Source organism: Streptomyces sp. NPDC055955, from assembly GCF_042270245.1.
Taxonomy (GTDB): domain Bacteria; phylum Actinomycetota; class Actinomycetes; order Streptomycetales; family Streptomycetaceae; genus Streptomyces.
In genome coordinates, this window is sequence record NZ_JBHJYS010000002.1 from 197115 (window position 1) to 214361 (window position 17247).

The 17247-nt window shown below is 71.2% G+C and carries 16 protein-coding genes and 1 pseudogene; 10 read left to right on the forward strand and 7 right to left on the reverse strand.

Going from position 1 to position 17247, the window contains the following annotated elements; all coding sequences use genetic code 11:
* Nucleotides 1-145 precede the first annotated feature (145 nt).
* The 6 genes and pseudogenes from rhaI (at nucleotide 146) to ACFC96_RS04200 (ending at nucleotide 5881) form a co-directional block, all read left to right on the forward strand.
* Nucleotides 146-1345 carry an L-rhamnose isomerase gene (rhaI, locus tag ACFC96_RS04175; protein ID WP_376610104.1) on the forward strand — a complete coding sequence of 400 codons (1200 nt, stop codon included), beginning with the start codon at nucleotides 146-148 and terminating at the stop codon, nucleotides 1343-1345.
* A 171-nt stretch (nucleotides 1346-1516) separates the two neighbouring features.
* Nucleotides 1517-1684 (forward strand): annotated as a pseudogene (locus tag ACFC96_RS04180) (rhamnulokinase); the annotation flags it as partial.
* 127 nt (nucleotides 1685-1811) lie between these two features.
* Nucleotides 1812-2567, forward strand: a complete 756-nt coding sequence (locus ACFC96_RS04185; protein WP_376610106.1) for a (Fe-S)-binding protein — start codon at nucleotides 1812-1814, stop codon at nucleotides 2565-2567.
* Nucleotides 2564-4042 (forward strand): LutB/LldF family L-lactate oxidation iron-sulfur protein, encoded by a 1479-nt coding sequence (locus tag ACFC96_RS04190; RefSeq protein ID WP_376610108.1) that lies wholly within the window; start codon nucleotides 2564-2566, stop codon nucleotides 4040-4042. Before ACFC96_RS04185 ends, ACFC96_RS04190 begins: the two co-directional genes overlap by 4 nt.
* A complete protein-coding gene (locus tag ACFC96_RS04195) occupies nucleotides 4039-4695 on the forward strand; it encodes a lactate utilization protein C (protein ID WP_376610110.1) in 657 nt (218 codons plus the stop codon). The genes ACFC96_RS04190 and ACFC96_RS04195 overlap by 4 nt, the downstream gene beginning before the upstream one ends.
* Before the next feature lie 22 nt (nucleotides 4696-4717).
* Nucleotides 4718-5881, forward strand: a complete 1164-nt coding sequence (locus tag ACFC96_RS04200) for an ABC transporter ATP-binding protein (protein ID WP_376610112.1) — start codon at nucleotides 4718-4720, stop codon at nucleotides 5879-5881.
* Between the two features lie 24 nt (nucleotides 5882-5905).
* On the opposite strand, the gene ACFC96_RS04205 is transcribed toward ACFC96_RS04200, so the two are convergent.
* The 4 genes from ACFC96_RS04205 to ACFC96_RS04220 form a co-directional block, all read right to left on the reverse strand.
* Entirely contained in the window at nucleotides 5906-6865 is a 960-nt protein-coding gene (locus ACFC96_RS04205; RefSeq protein ID WP_376610114.1) for an ABC transporter substrate-binding protein, read from the reverse strand.
* Complete coding sequence (locus ACFC96_RS04210) at nucleotides 6865-7536, reverse strand: ABC transporter permease (RefSeq protein WP_376254356.1); 672 nt, start codon at nucleotides 7534-7536, stop codon at nucleotides 6865-6867. The genes ACFC96_RS04205 and ACFC96_RS04210 overlap by 1 nt, the downstream gene beginning before the upstream one ends.
* Nucleotides 7533-8249, reverse strand: coding sequence for an ABC transporter permease (locus ACFC96_RS04215; RefSeq protein WP_340457966.1), 717 nt, complete (start codon nucleotides 8247-8249; stop codon nucleotides 7533-7535). The genes ACFC96_RS04210 and ACFC96_RS04215 overlap by 4 nt, the downstream gene beginning before the upstream one ends.
* Before the next feature lie 85 nt (nucleotides 8250-8334).
* Complete coding sequence (locus tag ACFC96_RS04220; RefSeq protein ID WP_376610116.1) at nucleotides 8335-9039, reverse strand: CDGSH iron-sulfur domain-containing protein; 705 nt, start codon at nucleotides 9037-9039, stop codon at nucleotides 8335-8337.
* Between the two features lie 202 nt (nucleotides 9040-9241).
* On the opposite strand from ACFC96_RS04220, the gene ACFC96_RS04225 reads away from it, so the two are divergent.
* A complete protein-coding gene (locus tag ACFC96_RS04225) occupies nucleotides 9242-9610 on the forward strand; it encodes a hypothetical protein (protein ID WP_376610118.1) in 369 nt (122 codons plus the stop codon).
* A gap of 40 nt (nucleotides 9611-9650) precedes the next feature.
* Here ACFC96_RS04225 and sph read toward each other — a convergent pair whose 3' ends face one another.
* Nucleotides 9651-10637, reverse strand: a complete 987-nt coding sequence (gene sph, locus ACFC96_RS04230; RefSeq protein WP_376254366.1) for a sphingomyelin phosphodiesterase — start codon at nucleotides 10635-10637, stop codon at nucleotides 9651-9653.
* Between the two features lie 173 nt (nucleotides 10638-10810).
* Nucleotides 10811-11353 (reverse strand): FABP family protein, encoded by a 543-nt coding sequence (locus tag ACFC96_RS04235; RefSeq protein ID WP_376610120.1) that lies wholly within the window; start codon nucleotides 11351-11353, stop codon nucleotides 10811-10813.
* A gap of 164 nt (nucleotides 11354-11517) precedes the next feature.
* Here ACFC96_RS04235 and ACFC96_RS04240 point away from each other — a divergent pair, with 164 nt between their 5' ends.
* Nucleotides 11518-12501, forward strand: a complete 984-nt coding sequence (locus ACFC96_RS04240; RefSeq protein WP_376228069.1) for a helix-turn-helix domain-containing protein — start codon at nucleotides 11518-11520, stop codon at nucleotides 12499-12501.
* A 157-nt stretch (nucleotides 12502-12658) separates the two neighbouring features.
* Nucleotides 12659-14146, forward strand: coding sequence for an arylsulfatase (locus tag ACFC96_RS04245; protein ID WP_340457959.1), 1488 nt, complete (start codon nucleotides 12659-12661; stop codon nucleotides 14144-14146).
* Between the two features lie 200 nt (nucleotides 14147-14346).
* On the opposite strand, the gene ACFC96_RS04250 is transcribed toward ACFC96_RS04245, so the two are convergent.
* Nucleotides 14347-15114 (reverse strand): SDR family NAD(P)-dependent oxidoreductase, encoded by a 768-nt coding sequence (locus tag ACFC96_RS04250; RefSeq protein ID WP_376254371.1) that lies wholly within the window; start codon nucleotides 15112-15114, stop codon nucleotides 14347-14349.
* Between the two features lie 138 nt (nucleotides 15115-15252).
* On the opposite strand from ACFC96_RS04250, the gene ACFC96_RS04255 reads away from it, so the two are divergent.
* Nucleotides 15253-17220 carry a hypothetical protein gene (locus ACFC96_RS04255; protein ID WP_376610122.1) on the forward strand — a complete coding sequence of 656 codons (1968 nt, stop codon included), beginning with the start codon at nucleotides 15253-15255 and terminating at the stop codon, nucleotides 17218-17220.
* Nucleotides 17221-17247 lie beyond the last annotated feature (27 nt).

Below are 17247 nucleotides of genomic sequence, written 5' to 3' on the forward strand. Positions count from 1 at the left end.
GCCGCGACGCGCTCGGCGGCGCGGCGGGCCGGCGCCGGGGGCACCCCACCCCCCGCGCGGGGGGGGGCGCTCCGCCCCCCCCCCCACGGCCCTCTAGCGTCGGGCTTTGAATCGTTTCACAACGATCGCTCGTCCAGGGAGAGACATGACCGGGTCCACAGCACACCCGGCGCGGACAGCCGCTGCCAAGGCCGTCCTGAAGCGCCAGTCGATCGAGACACCCTCCTGGGCCTACGGGAACTCGGGCACCCGCTTCAAGGTGTTCCCCCAGGCCGGCGTGCCCCGCACCCCGCGGGAGAAGCTCGACGACGCCGCGCAGGTCCACGCGTTCACCGGCGCCGCGCCGACCGTGGCGCTGCACATACCGTGGGACCGCGTCGAGGGCGGACCCGAGGGATACGCGCAGCTCGCCGCGTACGCCGAGGAACGCGGTGTGAAGCTGGGCGCGGTCAACTCCAATGTCTTCCAGGACGACGACTACAAGCTGGGCAGCGTCACCAACCCGGACCCAGCGGTGCGGCGCAAGGCCGTCGGCCACCTCCTGGAGTGCGTCGACATCATGGACGCCACCGGCTCGCGCGATCTGAAGCTGTGGTTCTCCGACGGCACCAACTACCCCGGCCAGGACGACCTCCGGGACCGCCAGGACCGGCTCGCCGAGGCGCTGCGGACCGTGTACGACCGGCTGGGCGACGACCAGCGCATGGTGCTCGAGTACAAGCTCTTCGAGCCCGCCTTCTACGCCACCGACGTGCCGGACTGGGGCACGTCGTACGCGCACTGCCTCAAGCTCGGCGAGAAGGCGCAGGTGTGTGTGGACACCGGGCATCACGCGCCGGGGACCAACATCGAGTTCATCGTCGCGTTCCTGCTGCGCGAGCAACGCCTCGGCGCGTTCGACTTCAACTCGCGCTTCTACGCAGACGACGACCTGATGGTCGGCGCGGCGGACCCCTTCCAGTTGTTCCGGATCCTGTACGAGGTGCGGCGGGGCGGCGGTCTGGAGACCGACTCCGATATCGCGTTCATGCTCGACCAGTGCCACAACATCGAGGCCAAGATCCCCGCGATCATCCGCTCGGTGATGAACGTCCAGGAGGCCACGGCCAAGGCGCTGCTCGTCGACACCGAGGCACTCGCCGCGGCCCAGCGGGAGGGCGATGTGCTGGCGGCCAACGGAGTGCTGATGGACGCGTACAACACGGACGTGCGTCCCCTACTGGAGGAGGTCAGGGAAGAACGGGGGCTCGACCCGGATCCCCTGGGGGCCTACCGGCGGTCAGGATGGCAGGAGCGGATCGTGAAGGACCGCGTCGGAGGCGTACAGGCCGGATGGGGGGCGTGAAAGGCATGACGGAGCAGCGCGCGTGCGTGAGCGAACTCCTGGCCCGTTCACACCGGTTGGGCGCGGATGCGCGCAACACGCACTACGCGGGCGGCACCACCTCGGCGAAAGGCGCGTCGACCGACCCGGTGACGAGAGATGACGTCGAACTGGTGACGCGCCCGCTGGAGGGGGCTGACGGGTCCGGTTCCGGTGACGGCCGTCGGCTCGCACGACACGGCGCCCGCGGTCGCCGCCGTCCCGTCCGCTCCCGGCGAGCGGTTCGCCTCCATCTGCACCGGCACCTGGTCGCCGACCGGTCTCGAACTCGACGCCCCCGTCCTGAGCGAGGCGAGCCGCGGGGGAACACCACCGCGTGGGCGGCCGTCGAGCGGCGCCTCGCCGAACGGTGAGGCCAGGTGTCTCCCCTCAAGGCCTCCTGCCGCGTACCCTGCACCCATCCGATGATCGATACGAAGGGGCCGCGATGCGTGTCGCACTGTTCCTGACGTGTGTCAACGACACGCTCTATCCGGACACCGGTCGTGCGGTGGTGAAACTGCTGACCAGACTGGGTGTGGACATCGACTTCCCGATGGGGCAGACCTGTTGCGGGCAGGCGCACTACAACACCGGCTACCGGCATGAGGCGGAGCCGCTCGCCCGGAAGTTCTCCGATGTATTCGGGGAGTACGACGCGATCGTGACGCCGTCGGGGTCGTGCGGGGCGATGGTGCGCGAGCTGTACCCGCGCATGGGCGAGCGGGCCCGCGCGGAGGGCCGCGGCGACGGGCTCGCGGCCGCTCTCGCGCCGGTCGTACCGAAGACGTACGAGCTGACCGAGTTCCTCGTGGACGTACTCGGTGTGACGGACGTGGGCGCCTCCTACCCGCACACGGTCACCTACCACCCGACCTGCCACGGCCTGCGCTCCCTCGGCCTCGGCGACCGCCCCTATCAACTGCTCAAGCAGGTCAGGGGACTTGAGCTGATCGAGTTGCCGGGTGCGGCGGAGTGCTGCGGGTTCGGCGGCACGTTCGCCGTGAAGAACGCGGACGTGTCGGCGGCGATGGGCGAGGACAAGGTCCGCAACGCCGCCTCGACCGGCGCCGACGTGCTGTGCGCGGCGGACAACTCGTGCCTGATGCACCTCGGCGGCACGATGTCGCGCCTCACGGTCGGCATGCGCCCCGTCCACATCGCGGAAATCCTGGCGAGCACGCAAGAGGAGCCCTGGTCATGAGCGGCACGTTCGTCGGTATGCCCGCGTTCCCGAGGGCCGCCCGCCAGGCCGTCGGTGATGCGACCCTGCGCGCCAACCTGAAGCACGCCACCCACACCATCCGCGACAAGCGGGCCAGGGCCGTGGCGGAACTCGACGACTGGGCCGCTCTGCGCGAGGCCGGCAAGCAGATCAAGGACCACACCCTGCGCCATCTCGACACCTACCTCGTGCAGGTGGAGGAGACGGTGACGGCGGCGGGCGGCACCGTGCACTGGGCCACCGACGCGGACGAGGCCAACCGGATCGTGACGCGCCTGGTGCGGGAGAGCGGCGAGTCCGAGGTGGTCAAGGTCAAGTCGATGGCCACCCAGGAGATCGGCCTCAACGAAGCACTCGAAGCAGCCGGGATCGCCGCCTACGAGACCGACCTCGCCGAACTCATCGTCCAGCTCGGCCACGACCGCCCCTCCCACATCCTCGTCCCGGCCATCCACCGCAACCGCGGCGAGATCCGCGACATCTTCACCCAAGAAATGGCCGCATGGGGCCGTCCCGCCCCCGAGGGTCTGACCGACACCCCGGCGGAGCTGGCCGAGGCAGCGCGCCTGCATCTGCGTGAGAAGTTCCTGCGCGCCAAGGTCGGCATCTCCGGCGCGAACTTCATGGTCGCCGAGACCGGCACCCTGGTCGTCGTCGAGTCCGAGGGCAACGGCCGCATGTGCCTGACCCTGCCCGAGACCCTCATCTCCGTCGTCGGCATCGAGAAGATCGTCCCCACCTGGCGCGACCTCGAAGTCTTTCTCCAGACCCTGCCCCGCTCCTCGACCGCCGAACGCATGAACCCCTACACGTCCATGTGGACCGGCACCACCGACACCGACGGACCCCAGACCTTCCACCTGGTCCTGATCGACAACGGGCGCACCGACACCCTCGCCGACGAGGTCGGCCGCCAGGCCCTGCGCTGCATCCGCTGCTCCGCCTGCCTGAATGTCTGCCCCGTCTACGAGCGGGCCGGCGGCCACGCCTACGGCTCCGTCTACCCTGGCCCCATCGGCGCCATCCTCAGCCCCCAACTGCGCGGCACAGCAAGCGAGATCGACGCCTCACTCCCCTACGCCTCCAGCCTCTGCGGCGCCTGCTACGAAGTCTGCCCCGTCGCCATCGACATCCCCGAAGTCCTCGTCCACCTGCGCGAGCGAGTGGTGCAAGGCGGACCGGCCACCCGGCAGGGCAACAGGGTGGTCCTGAAGCCGGCGAAGGGCCACGCGGCGGAGCGGGCGGCCATGCGCGCGGCCGGCTGGGCGTTCGTCCACCCCGCGGCGCTGCGCGCCGGCCAGCGCGTGGCCTCGCGCACGCGCCGCTTCCATCCCCGTACGCTCCCCGGCCCCGGCAAGGCCTGGACCGCGACCCGGGATCTGCCACAGGTCCCGGCGGAATCCTTCCGCGACTGGTGGCAGCGCACCCACGGCACGAAGGAGAACGGCAAGTGAGCAGCAGGGACATCATCCTGGGCCGGGTCCGGCGCGCGCTCGGCGAGGCACCCCGGGGCGACGCACAGGCGTCGTACGAGACGGCCGTAGACCGGGAGTACCGGCGTGAGCACGGCTCGCGGAACACGGAGGAGACCGTCGACCTGCTCGCCGAGAACCTGGCGGACTACCGGGCGATCGTGCACCGCTGCCGGGGCGAGGAGGAGCTCTCGGACCTGATCATGAGGCTGCTCGCCGCGCAGGGACCGCAGTATGTGCTCGTGCCCCCAGGCCTGCCGCCGGGGTGGATGTCCGCCGCCGATCCCACCCGGGTGCACGACCGTGCCGTGAGCACCACGCACGACTTGGACAAGGTGGGGAGCGTGGTCACCGGCTGCGCGGTCGCGGTCGCCGAGACCGGCACCATCGTCCTCGACGGCAGCCCGGACCAAGGCCGCCGCCGCATCACCCTGATCCCAGACCACCACATCTGCGTCGTCCGCGTCCCCGACCAGGTCGTCTCCTCCGTTCCCCAAGCCCTCGAGCGGCTCGACCCGACACGCCCGCTGACCTGGATCTCGGGACCCTCCGCGACCAGCGACATCGAACTCGACCGGGTCGAGGGCGTGCACGGCCCGCGCACCCTGGAGGTGGTGCTGCTGAGCGGGGAGTGACCGTCACGGTTAGCGTGAGGGAATGATCCGGTTCGACCAAGTCACCAAGCGGTACGCGGACGGCACGACGGCCGTGGACGATCTGTCCTTCGAGGTCGGCGAGGGCGAACTGGTCACCCTGGTCGGCCCGTCGGGCTGCGGGAAGACCACCACGATGATGATGGTCAACCGCCTCATCGAGCCCACGTCCGGACGGATCCTCGTCGACGGCGAGGACATCTCGAAGGTCGACCCCGTCAAGCTGCGCCGCCGCATCGGATACGTCATCCAGCAGGTCGGCCTCTTCCCGCACCGCACGATCCTCGACAACACGGCGACCGTGCCCGCGCTGATCGGCTGGAAGAAGTCCACGGCGCGCGCCCGGGCGGCCGAGCTGCTGGACCTGGTCGGGCTCGACCCGAAGCAGTACGGCTCCCGCTACCCGGAACAGCTGTCGGGCGGCCAGCGCCAGCGCGTCGGTGTGGCCCGCGCGCTCGCCGCCGACCCGCCGGTCCTCCTGATGGACGAGCCGTTCGGCGCCGTCGACCCGGTGGTCCGCGAGCAGTTGCAGGACGAGTTCCTGCGGATGCAGGCCGCCGTGCGCAAGACGGTTCTCCTGGTCACGCACGACATCGAGGAGGCCGTCAGGCTGGGCGACCGTATCGCGGTGTACGGGCAGGGCCGTATCGAGCAGTTCGACACTCCGGGTGCGGTGCTCGGCACGCCCGCGACGCCTTACGTCGCCGAGTTCGTCGGGGCCGACCGTGGTCTGAAGCGGCTCTCCGTGACGGAGATCGAGCCGGACGACCTGGACCAGCCCGCTGTGGCCCGCACCGGCGAGCCCGCCCGGCAGGCCGCCGCGCGTCTGCGTGACGAGGACACGCGCTGGGCCGTCGTCCTCGACGCGGACGGCGATCTGCACGGCTGGGTCGGCATCGACGAGTTGTCCCTCGCGGGCGAGGAGGGGCTGGTCGGCGACCTGGCCCACCGCATGAACGCCTGGGTGCCCGTGGGCGCCCCGCTCAAGCAGGCGTTCGGTGTGATGCTCCAGCACGACGCGGGCTGGGTCGCGGTCCTCGAAGGCGCCCGCTTTCTCGGCGTGCTGACCCCGGCGAAACTCCACGAGGCGCTGCGCCGCTCGGTGGACGCGGACGCCCGGGGCGTGGCGCGGGACGAGGTGAGTTTCGACTCGGTCGCCGACGCGTGATCGGCCCGCGCCTCTCACGGAAGGTCAGCTCTTGAGCAGCCCTTTCGACTCCAGGTACGAGCGCGCCACGTCCTGCGGGAGCCTGCGCCAGCTGTCCACCTGCTGGTTCATGGACGCCAGGTCCTGCGTGGTCAGTACGGAGTTCAGCGCGCCGAGGGCGTCGACGACGCGCTCACTGCCCGCGCGCGCCCGGTTGACCACCGGCACGATGTAGTCGGCGTTCTGCAGATGCCTGTCGTCGGCGAGCAGCACGAGGCCGAAGTCGGACAGGGTCGCGTCGGTCGTCGTGGTGAGCATCATCTGGTCCTTGCCGTCCTGCACCGCCTTCTTCGACTGGGTGGTGCCGACGCCCTTGGGGTCGACGCCGGTGACGTCGATGCCGTACGTCTTCCTCAGGCCCGGCTCGCAGTAGGGCCGTTGGACGCATTCGTCGCCCGCGGCGAGGCGTACCTTCAGGCCGGACGCGCCGAGGTCGCTGAGGGTCTTGAGGCGGTGCTGCTTCGCGTAGGCGGTGGTCACGGCGAAGGCGTTCTGGTCGACGGCCTTGCCGGGGTCGAGGACGGCGAGTCCGCGCGGGGCGGCGAGTCCGTGCAGGGCCTTCATGGTGGTGTCGAGGTCGGGCGATCCGACGGGCGGAGCCTTGGCGCCGTTCGTCTTGGCGTTGAGCCAGTCGGCGAAGGTCGCCGCGTATTCGGGTACGACATCGATCTGGCCGGATTCCAGGGCGGGTTCGTACAGTTCGCGGTTGGCGACGGACAGGATGTCGGTGCGGTAGCCGGCCTGCTTCAAGAGCAGGGCGTACATCTGGGCGAGCAGGTCGCTCTCGGTGAAGCCGGCCGTGCCGATGGTGAGGTGTTTGCTGTCGCCGGGTGTGGCGGTGACGGCGCCCTGGTTCTCCAGGGAGGGGCCGCCGGCGCAGGCGCCGAGCAGGAGGAGCGGCAGGAGTACGGCTGCCGCCGCGGCCCGAAGTCGTGAAGCCGCCATCAGGCCCTCTTCCGGGCCAGGGCGGGCGCGTACCGTTCGGCGAGTTCGAAGGCTCCCTCGACGAGCAGCGCGAAGGCGGCGACGAGGACGGCGCCCGCGACGACCTGCGGGGTGCTCGCCAGGTTGAATCCGGCGGTGATGATCCGGCCGAGGCCTCCGCCGCCCGCGAGGGCCGCGATCGTCGCGGTGGCGACGAGCTGCACCGCGGCGATCCGCACCCCGTTCATGATCATCGGCAGGGCGAGGGGCACCTCGACCTGGAAGAGCATCTGCCGTCCCGTCATCCCCATGCCGCGAGCGGCCTGGACGATGTCACGGTCGACTCCGCGCATCCCGACGTAGGCGTTCGTGAGCAGCGGCGGGACCGCGAAAAGGACCAGAGCGACGACCGTGGGCCCCTCTCCGAACCTGCCGAGGGGGGTGAGCAGGAGCAGCACGAGGACCGCGAAGGTGGGGACGGCGCGGCCGACGTTGGAGATGTTCACGGCGAGCGCGCCGCCCTTGCCCAGGTGGCCGAGGACGAGCGCGACGGGCAGGGCGACCAGGCAGCTGATGGCGAGGCAGACGACGGTGAGGACGAGGTGCTGGGCGAGCCGGTGCCAGATGCCGTCGTCGCCGGTCCAGTGCGCGGCGTCGGCGAGCCAGTCCCAGGCGTCGGTGAGGGTCTTCACGCGTGGCTCGCTCTCGTCCAGGGCGTGAGGATCCGCTGTACGCCGAGCAGCAGCAGGTCGGCGGCGACCGCGATGACGACGCACAGCACGGACGCGGTGAGGACCTGCGCCTTGAAGAACGTGTTCATGCCCGCGTAGATGAGGTTGCCGAGGCCGCCGTAGCCGACGATGGCGCCCACCGTGACGAGGGAGACGGCGGAGACCATGGCGATGCGCAGGCCCGCCATCGCGGCCGGCAGGGCGAGGGGCAGCTCCACCGTGAGCAGCAGTCTGACCGGCCCGTATCCCATGCCGCGCGCGGCTTGTCGGGTGTCTTCGGGGACCGCGCGCAGGCCCGCGAGGATGTTCCGCACGAGGAGGGTGAGCGAGTACAGCACGAGCCCCGCGACGACGAGGGACGCGGACAGGCCGTACGCGGGCAGCAGCAGCGAGAACATGGCGAGCGACGGGATCGTGTAGAGGATCGTCGTCAGGGCGAGGACCGGGCCCGAGGCGAGGGACCAGCGGCGGGCGACGACGGCGAGCGGCACGGCGAGCACCAGCGCGATCAGGACGGCGAGCACGGTGAGCTGGAGGTGCTGGACGATCGCGTCGAGGAGGATGTGACGGCGGGTGCTCAGGTACTCGCCGCAGATCCAGTCGTTGCGCGCCAGACAGTCGTCGGGGGGCGCGCTGCCGGCGCTCTGGGTGAGGGGTCCGCTCCATGGGGGCACTCGTCCATTGCAGTGGCAGGCGCGGACGACGGCGCGCTGGATGACCCGTACGGCGTACGGCCTCCGGGCCCGGAGCGCGGTGAGGTCAGGTGTCCTTGAAGCCGATCGACGCGTGGGTGCCGTCGCAGAAGGGCTTGTTGCGCGAGGCTCCGCAGCGGCACAGGGTCACGCGGTTGCGGACCTCGTACGGCGTGCCGTCGGCGGCGGTGACCGGGATGCCGCCGCGCACCCAGATCCCTCCGCTGACGCCCTCCTGCGGGTCCTCGATGATGCCGATGGACGGTGGGAGTTCGGGCTCGACGGGGCGCCGCTCGGCGAGGTTCCAGGCGACGAGGCGCCCTGAGGGGCAGTCGCCCGTCTCGCGTTTCACGACGTCGGCGGTGCCCTGCTCCTCGACGAGGTTCCACACCTGTCCGTCCGCGTCGCAGAACCGCGCGAAGGCGCACAGGGGCTGGGCGTCGGTGAGGGTGAGCTCGGGTCCGTCCTGTTCGTCGGCCTGTTCCAGGTAGGGCAGCCGGCTGGCGGTCTCGGTGCCGTCGAACCGTGCCCGCTCATGCCTGCCGTCGCAGAACGGCTTGTTCGCGGACTGTCCGCAGCGGCAGAGCGCGTACGTCTCCTCGGTGTCGTAGGTGCGCTGCTGCCACCACTCGACGGACTGGCCCCGCGCGTCGGTGACGATGACCAGCTGGGTGAGGGGGACTCTGCCGGTGACGAGGTACGGCCCGTTCTCCGAGACGCGTACGCCGCACGCCGAGGCGGAGTGCGGGGCGGGGTCCTGCGCGTCCGGCATGTGGGGCCCTTCCTGATCTGTGCGGCGGCCCCTCCCCCAGCCTTGCGGAGGGGGTCGCGGGGCGCCACAGGAGGGGGACCGCGCCGGTGGGACCTCGGCCTCGGTCCCGGACGGTCCGCTGCCTCGGGTACGAGGCGGTCCTGCCACGGCGCCCCCGTAAGATTCACGTTTTGCAACAGACACGAGCCCAGGGGGGCGGACCGTGAGCAGCGGATCGCGGAGCACGCAGGCCCGGACGGGGTCCGGGCGCGGCCTCGGCGGCCGGAACCGGCCCGCGAAGGTGAGTATTTCCTTCGCGGGCTTCGGCGTCGCGTCGCTCGCCGGCTTCTCCACCGGCATCGCCTGGCTGAACCCCGGCATCTTCGTCGGCATGGCCGTGCTGAGCGCCCTGATCGCCGTCCCGGCCGGCCATGTCGGCCGCTTCCGCGGGCGCCGCCTCGACGGCGAGGGGCGGCGGACGGCGCTCCTCGGCATCACGGTCGGCTGGCTGCTGCTGTTCGTGTGCGTCTTGGCCGTGCTCGCCTACATCGGCCTGATCGCGGGCCTGGCGTTCCTCGCGGACGCGTTCTGACCCCGCGCGTTCTGAGCCCGCTCCGGGCGCCGGGCTCGGGTCACGGGCGGCCGGCCTGGAGGGGGTAGTGGTCCGACAGGTTGGTGTACGTGTAGCTGGTGCCCCAACTGCTCACGGTCCAGGGCGCGGTGGTCTCCTCGACCACGTTGTTGACCCATCCGGCCGGCCGGGCGTGGCCCTGGACGTGCAGGACGTAGTCGAGGTCCTCCTTGGGCTCGCCCGGGTAGCGGTAGCTCGCGATCGAGTTGGTCTCGGTGTCGAACGAGTACGGGTGCCCGGTCCGCGAGTCGGCCCCGACGAATCCGCCGTCGGCGAGCATGGAGGCGTACTCCCCGCCGTGCGAGTCGACGTTGAGGTCGCCCGCCACCATGACCTGCTCGCCGGCCGGGATGTGCTTGGCGTCCAGGAACGACTTGATGGCCTTGAACTGGAGGCTGCGGTCCTTGACCGCCTCACCCGCCCCACACCCGGAGTCCGTGGACTGGGTGTGCGTCCCGACCACGTGCACCTTCGCGCCGTTCACGTCGAGGACGGCGTAGACGAAGCCCTTGTTGGACCACCAGTCGGAGCCGCACGCGTCCTTGTAGACGTACTGCTCCTTGTGCACGATCGGCCACTTGCTGAGCAGGGTCACGCCGCCGTCCTCGGGCGTCGTCGACGAGTAGGAGCCCCCGGTGGCGTCCCAGCCGTCCTTGGACCGCCCCACGACGGGGGTCTGGTACGGGTACTGCGCCGCCGCGTTGCTCTTCAGCGCGTCGGACGTGGTGTTGTCGAACGCCTCCTGGAGTACGACGACGTCGTTGCCCTGGAAGAACGGCGCGGCCGGGATGGCCGCCGCCCGGTGCGCCTGACCCCAGTTGGGGTAGAGATTCGTGCTCATCAGGAACGTGTTGTACGTCAGGACCTTGAGCCGGGGCGTGTCGGCGGACGCTGCCGCCGAGGCCTGCGGCGCGGTCAGGACGGCGGAGGCGGCGGCGAGGGTCACGGCGAGGGCGGTACCGGTCGTGCGGCGGGCAACGCGGGACACGTGGTCTCCCGATTCTTGTGGGGGTGTGGTGACGGACGTGAGCACGCCACATCAAAGCAGCCACAGTTACTTCCGGGTAACCACCGGGTGGCCACTTTCCGCCAAACCTTTCACCTCAATGCCCTTGCTCGAAGTCCCTTGTCGGCCACGGCCGTTGCCCAGGGGTCCGTGAGCTAGGCCTCGCGCCGCAGCCGTGCCGACAGGTGGTGCTGGAGCGGCATGCCGACGGCCTCGAGGTCGTGGGTGAACGTGAGCGTGCCGTCGTCGGTCAGCGTGTAGCGGCGGCGCGTGGCCTTGACCTCCTTGGCGGTGGGGGTGAGCGCCACCTGATCGGTGGCGAGGTCGACCGTGGTGCCGTCCGCGGTACCGACGGCGATCTCCGCGATGCCGGTCGGCTGCGTGATCAGCGCCTCCACCCGGCCGTCGGGCTGGAGCCGCCACCAGCCGCTCTCCCGGGCCGACGGCCGCAGCGGCGCACCGTCGGCGTCGAGCAGCCAGGCCCGGGCCTCGAAGCGCAGGAACGGCCGGCCGTCATGGCTGAGGACGATTTCCTGCCCGTAGGCGAAGTCCCCGTCGAGCGTGGGGTATCCGCCCTGTCCTTGTCCACGCCAGGTGCCCAGGAGGCCCAGCACGGGCGCCAGCAGCGGGTGCGGGACGGGGGCCTCCTCCGGGCCGGTGCTGTCGGGGTACGGGTGGGCCGGTGCGGGGTCGTACACGGTGCGCGCTCCTGAGGTCGTGGCCTGTGCCTCGTGCAGCCTAGGGCGTCGCCCCGGGTGAGACCCGGAGCCGTCCGCCGGCGCCGTCCACCGGAGCCGTCCATCGGACGTTTATCGTCGCCGTGTTTGATCTTCTGACGCACACGGAACGGGGAGAAGGACGCGTGCTGAACGAGACGGTTTTCCGGAGTGAGGAAGTGCCGGCGGCGGACCGTCTGGCGTACTGGGCGGAGCGGGTGGGGCGGACCCACGCGCCGGTGCGCATGACCAGCGACCACGCCGACGACTTCCGGGCCGCCCAGCGGGTCCTCGACCTCGGGGCCGTGTCCGTGTGGCCGGCCACGTTCCAGCAGTTGGTCATCCGGCGCACGCCGAAGCTGATCCGCCGCTCCGACCCGGAGCTGTTCCACCTCTCGCTCCTGGTGGGCGGGACGGGAACCGGCAGCTGGGACGGCCAGGAGGCCGTGTACCAGCCGTCCGACCTGGACATCAACGACTCCTCGGTGCCATGGGAGATCCGCACGGGCAGGGACCCGGTCACGGCCGTGGGCCTCGAACTGCCCAAGGCACTGGTGCCGCTGCCCCGAGGGGCCGACTGCCGCTCGGTCCCGAGGCGGGTGCCGGCCGGGACGGGGATCGGTGCGCTGCTCGCGCAGTTCCTGTCACAGCTGATCAGGGACACCGCCTGCTACCGGCCCTCCGACGGGCCCCGGTTCGGCGGGGTCGTGGCCGATCTGGTCACCGCGCTGTTCGCCCATGCCCTGGAGGCCGAGAACAGCCTTCCCCCGGACACGCACCGGCGTGCCCTGCTGCTGCGTATCAAGAAGTTCGCCCAGGAGCGCTTGCACGACCCGCGGCTCACGCCCGCGAACGTCGCGGCCGCGCATCACATCTCCACCAGCTATCTGCACCGGCTGTTCGAGAACGAGGAGGCCACGGTCGCCGCGTGGATCCGCCGCCAGCGCCTGGAAGCGGCCCGTCGCGACCTCGTCGATCCGGCGCTGCGCTCCTCCCCCGTCCACGCCGTCGCGGCCCGCTGGGGCTTTCCCCGGGCGGCCGACTTCAGCCGCGCGTTCCGCACCGCGTACGACATCACGCCGACGGAGTACCGGAGCCGGGCGGCCGCGGACACGTCGCCGCGTTGCTGAGCGAGTTATGTCCCCTTGTCGCCGAGTCGACAATGCCCGCTCGGCGTAATCGCCCGCGCACCCTGTTCGGGTCGGCTCGCTCCAGGCATGATCGTCACCGTCGCCCACCCGTCGGCGGTGACCGGGGCCGACGGGATTTCCTGACCCGGAGCTCCTCTTGCGCCAGCCCAATGTCGTACTGATCTGTGTGGACCAGTGGAGGGGCGACTGCCTCTCCGCTGCGGGCCACCCCGACGTCCACACCCCTCACCTGGACGAACTCGCGGGCGAAGGCGTGCGTTTCGACCGCGCCTACTCCGCGACGCCGACCTGTGTCCCCGCCCGCGTGGCCCTCTTCACCGGCCAGTCGCAGGAGCGGCACGGCCGGGTCGGTTACCGCGAGGGGGTGCCCTTCGAGCAGGTCCACCCGGTGACGCTGCCGGGCGAGTTCCGGCGCGGCGGCTACCAGACTCAGGCCGTCGGCAAGATGCACGTCTTCCCTGAGCGCGCCCGCCTCGGCTTCGACGACGTGCGGCTGCACGACGGCTATCTGCACTACGCGCGCAGGCGTCACAGCCGTAACTTCGAGTTCTTCGACGACTACGTGCCCTGGCTGCGCCGCCAGCCCGGGATGACGCCGGCCGCCGACTACGCGGACCACGGCGTCAGCTGCAACTCCATCGTCGCGCGCCCCTGGGACAAGCCCGAGGCGCTCCATCCGACGACGTGGGCGGTGACCGAGGCGATCGAGTGGCTGCCGCGCCGGGACCCCACCAAGCCGTTCTTCCTCTACCTGTCCTTCCACCGGCCGCACCATCCGTACGACCCGCCCGAGTGGGCCTTCGACCAGTACATGGCGCTCGACCCGTACGAACCCGTGGTCGGTGACTGGGTCGACGACTACGCGCCGTACCGCAAGGACGGGTATCACGAGGCCGCCGTCGGCGTGATCGATCCGCGTCTGGTCCACCGGGCGCGGGCGGGCTACTACGGGCACATGGCGCACATCGACCTGCAGATCAAGCGGTTCCGCGAGGCCCTGGTCGAGGCGGGTCTCGGTGACGACACGATGTTCTGTTTCGTGTCGGACCACGGCGAGATGATGGGCGACCACCACATGTTCCGTAAGGCACTCGGTTTCGAGGGCTCGGCGCGGGTCCCGATCCTGATGAACCTCGCGCCGTCGATGCGCGGGGACGCGGGCGGTTCGGTGGCCGACGAGGTCGTGGAACTGCGTGACGTGATGCCGACGCTGCTGGAGGCGGCGGGACTTCCGGTGCCGGACAGTGTGGACGGGCGCAGCCTGCTGCCGTTCCTGCGCGGCGAACGGCCGGACGACTGGCGGGAGTATCTGCACGGCGAGCACACCTATCTGGGGCAGTCGCTGCAGTGGGTGACCGACGGCCGGCACAAGTATCTGTGGATGTCGGGCGACGGGCACGAGCAGCTCTTCGACCTCGTCGGGGATCCGAAGGAGTTGGTGAACCTGGCGCGGCTGCCCGAGCACGCCGCGCTGCTGGAGCGCTGGCGCGGACGGCTGATCGACGCGCTGCGCGGCCGCGAGGAGGGCTTCGTGGACGGCGGCGAACTGGTGACGGGCCGGCCGGTGGTCACCGAACTGCGGCACACCCGGGAGCGCATCGCCGCCGCGACCGGGGTCGGCTGATCCCCGGCCGAGCGCTCACGGCGACTCCCCCGTAGGGCCGTTCGTTCGGATCACGCCGGGCTCGCGGGTGCCGGCACCGCGCCTCGCGGCGTTGTCGTCAGTCGCCGACGCTCCGCGTCGACTCCTTCCTCCGACCGATGCACGGCGCCGGCACCCGCTCCCTGATCCGGCCTGACCCGAACGAAAGGCCCTGGCGGGGGTCAGGCGAACCGCACCCCGAGCCCGCCGTCCACGGCCCACTCCGCCCCGGTGACGAAGGACGCGGCGTCGGACGCGAGGAAGCACACCACTTCGGCGACCTCCTCGGGGGTGCCGATCCGGCCGAGCGGATGGACGTCGAGCGCCTTGCGCTCGGCGTCCCGGTCCGGGTTCTGGTCGAAGTACTCGTCGACCAGGGCCGTCCTGATGTAACCCGGGCTGACCGCGTTGACCCGTACGCCGTGACGCGCGACCTCCAGGGCCATCGAGCGGGTCAGCCCGACGAGACCGGACTTGGCCGCCGCGTACGGGTACATGCCGGCGCAGGTCAGCTTGGCGTGCAGGGACGCGATGTTCACGATCGCCCCGCCGCCCCGCTCGATCATCGACGGCAGGGTGTGCTTCGCGCACAGGAAGGCCGCCTTCAGGTCGACGTCGAAGACCTGGTCCCACTCGGCCTCGCTCATCGCGACCGGGTCGGCGTAGACGTTGCGCCCGGCGTTGTTGACCAGGATGTCGATCGGTCCGAGCGCGTCGGCCACGTCGTTCACCGCGACCGCGACCGACTGCCCGTCCGTGACGTCGACCCGGCGGAAGGCCACGCGGGCGCCCCTGCCGGTGAGTTCGTCGCGCAGCGCCGCTCCGGCCTCCTCGTCCAGGTCGAGGAACGCCACGGCCGCGCCCTCGCGCACGGCCGTCTCGACGATCGCCCGGCCGATGCCGTGCGCCCCGCCCGTCACCAGGACCACCCGGTCCGCCAACCGCCCCATCGCCACTCCTCGTTCGCTCCGCTTGCCCGGACGCTCACCCGGCTCTCGCTCTACCCTTGACAGCTTAGCTGCTAAGTGGCGACGCTAGGTGTCGTCCCGCGCTCCCCGGCCGGGCCCCGAGACCGAAGGTGCGAACGAGTGACCTCACGCTATGTGCTCCGCCTCCAGGTGGATCCGGCCGACGATCCGAAGCAGGCCGGCGACAGGCTGCTGGCCCTGGCGCGGGTCGCGCGGGCCGAGGAGATCTGCGTATTCCTCTTCGGCATGGAGTTCAACGACGGCCACGAGAGTCTCGACCGCGTCGCGCACTGGCTGACCGCCACGCGTCCGTGGCGCACCCGGCTGCGGGCCGAAGGCGTCGCCGTGAGCCTCAACCCCGGCCACACCGTGGGCCACGGCGACTGGGCCCGCTCCCTGGAGCCGGGCCAGACGTGGCAGACGATGACCGACCAGCACGGGACGGCCGCCGCCGTGCAGGTGTGCCCGCTGGACCCGGACTGGCGCGCGCACTTCGCACAGACCCTGCGTCTCTACGCAGCCGAGGACGTCGACACGGTGTGGATCGAGGACGACATCCGGCTGCACAACCACCGCCCGCTCGACTGGGGCGGCTGCTTCTGCCCGCTCCACCTGGCCGAGTTCGCCCGCCGCACCGGGATCACGGTGACGCGCGAGGAACTCGTCGCGGCCTGCACCGCGCCCGGCGACCCGCATCCCTGGCGGGAGCAGTGGCTGGACTTCTGGGACACCACCCAGCGCGAACTCCTCGGTTCCTGGCGGGAGATACTCGGGGACCGGCTCGGCCTCATGTCCTCGCGTACGGACTCCCACGCCGCCGAGGGCCGCGACTGGGCGGCCTGGCTCGACCTCCCCGCCGTACACCGCCCGCACTTCTGGGGCTACTCCGACGGCGCCGGGCCCGAACTGCCGCGTGCGATCCAGCAGTTGGACATGCAGCGCGCGGTACAGCCCGCGGGTCTGCGCAGCTTCCCCGAGATCGAGTGCTGGCCGTACGGGCAGTGGAACAAGTCCTTCCGCCAGACGGGCGCGCAGATGTCGCTGGCCCACATCCTCGGCAGCGACGGCCTCGCGATCAGCCTCTACGACTTCCTCGGCAACCACCCCGACGACGAACCCCGCCGCGCGGTCTTCCTCGCCGAGTGGCGGGACACCTTCGACTGGCTCTCGGAGACGTTCCCCAGAGCCTTCCGTACGGTCGGCGTCGGGCTGCCCTGGTCGGAGCGGACCGGCAGGCGCACCCACACGGAGCGTGCGGGCTGGCAGTCCCTCGTCGTGCCGCACGGCTCATGGGCCGGACTGCTCGGCGCCGCGGGCCACGCCGTCACCGCCCGGGGCGGAGCGAGCGTCAACGCCCTTTCCGGGGAGGCGACTTGGGCCTTCAGCGACGCCGAACTGCGCGAGTGGCTCAGCCAGGGGTTGCTGCTCGACTCGGTCGCGGCCCGGATCCTCTTCGAGCGCGGCTACGGCCCGCTGATCGGCGTGACCGGAGCGAGGCGGTCCCCCGAGGGGCACGCCCGCGAGATCTGCACCGACCCCGCGTTCTCCCTGCGCCCCGGCTGCGCGATCTCCCTGGACACCGAGAGCTACGACCGCTCCGCCGTCGTCGCGTTCGACCCCGCGCCGGACGCGCGCGTCGCCAGCGTCGTCCGAGACCAGCTCGACCGCGAGAGGGGCAGCGGACTCGTCCTGTACGAGAACGCGCTGGCCGGCCGGGTCGCCGTCACGCCCTGGCCCGCCCACACCCCCGGCATGACCTTGATGAACGCGCAGCGCGAGGCCCAGTTGAGCGCCGTGCTCGACTGGCTGTCGCGGTGTGCGCACGCGCGGGCCACCGGGCATCCGTGGCTCGTCACACAGGCGCTGACGGACGGCACGGACTGGCGCGTCGTGGTGTGGAACTCCTCGCCGGACGAGGCCGACGACTTCCGGCTCCGGCTGCCGCAGGGCATGCCGGAACCACGCTCGGTGGTCCAGGTGACGGCCCGGGGCGAACGCCTCACCGCGGCCTGGCGCGACGGCCGCCCCCTGCTGTCGCGTCCGCTCGGGCAGTGGGAGTACGTGGTGCTGAGCAGCACACACGCCTGATTCCCGCCGTGAGACCGACGGTACGCT

Coding starts and splice junctions, on each gene's coding strand:
- rhaI (WP_376610104.1), top strand. CDS start 146: ATGACCGGGTCCACAGCACACCCGGCGCGGACAGCCGCTGCCAAGGCC.
- ACFC96_RS04185 (WP_376610106.1), top strand. CDS start 1,812: ATGCGTGTCGCACTGTTCCTGACGTGTGTCAACGACACGCTCTATCCG.
- ACFC96_RS04190 (WP_376610108.1), top strand. CDS start 2,564: ATGAGCGGCACGTTCGTCGGTATGCCCGCGTTCCCGAGGGCCGCCCGC.
- ACFC96_RS04200 (WP_376610112.1), top strand. CDS start 4,718: ATGATCCGGTTCGACCAAGTCACCAAGCGGTACGCGGACGGCACGACG.
- ACFC96_RS04205 (WP_376610114.1), bottom strand. CDS start 6,865: ATGGCGGCTTCACGACTTCGGGCCGCGGCGGCAGCCGTACTCCTGCCG.
- ACFC96_RS04220 (WP_376610116.1), bottom strand. CDS start 9,039: ATGCCGGACGCGCAGGACCCCGCCCCGCACTCCGCCTCGGCGTGCGGC.
- ACFC96_RS04250 (WP_376254371.1), bottom strand. CDS start 15,114: ATGGGGCGGTTGGCGGACCGGGTGGTCCTGGTGACGGGCGGGGCGCAC.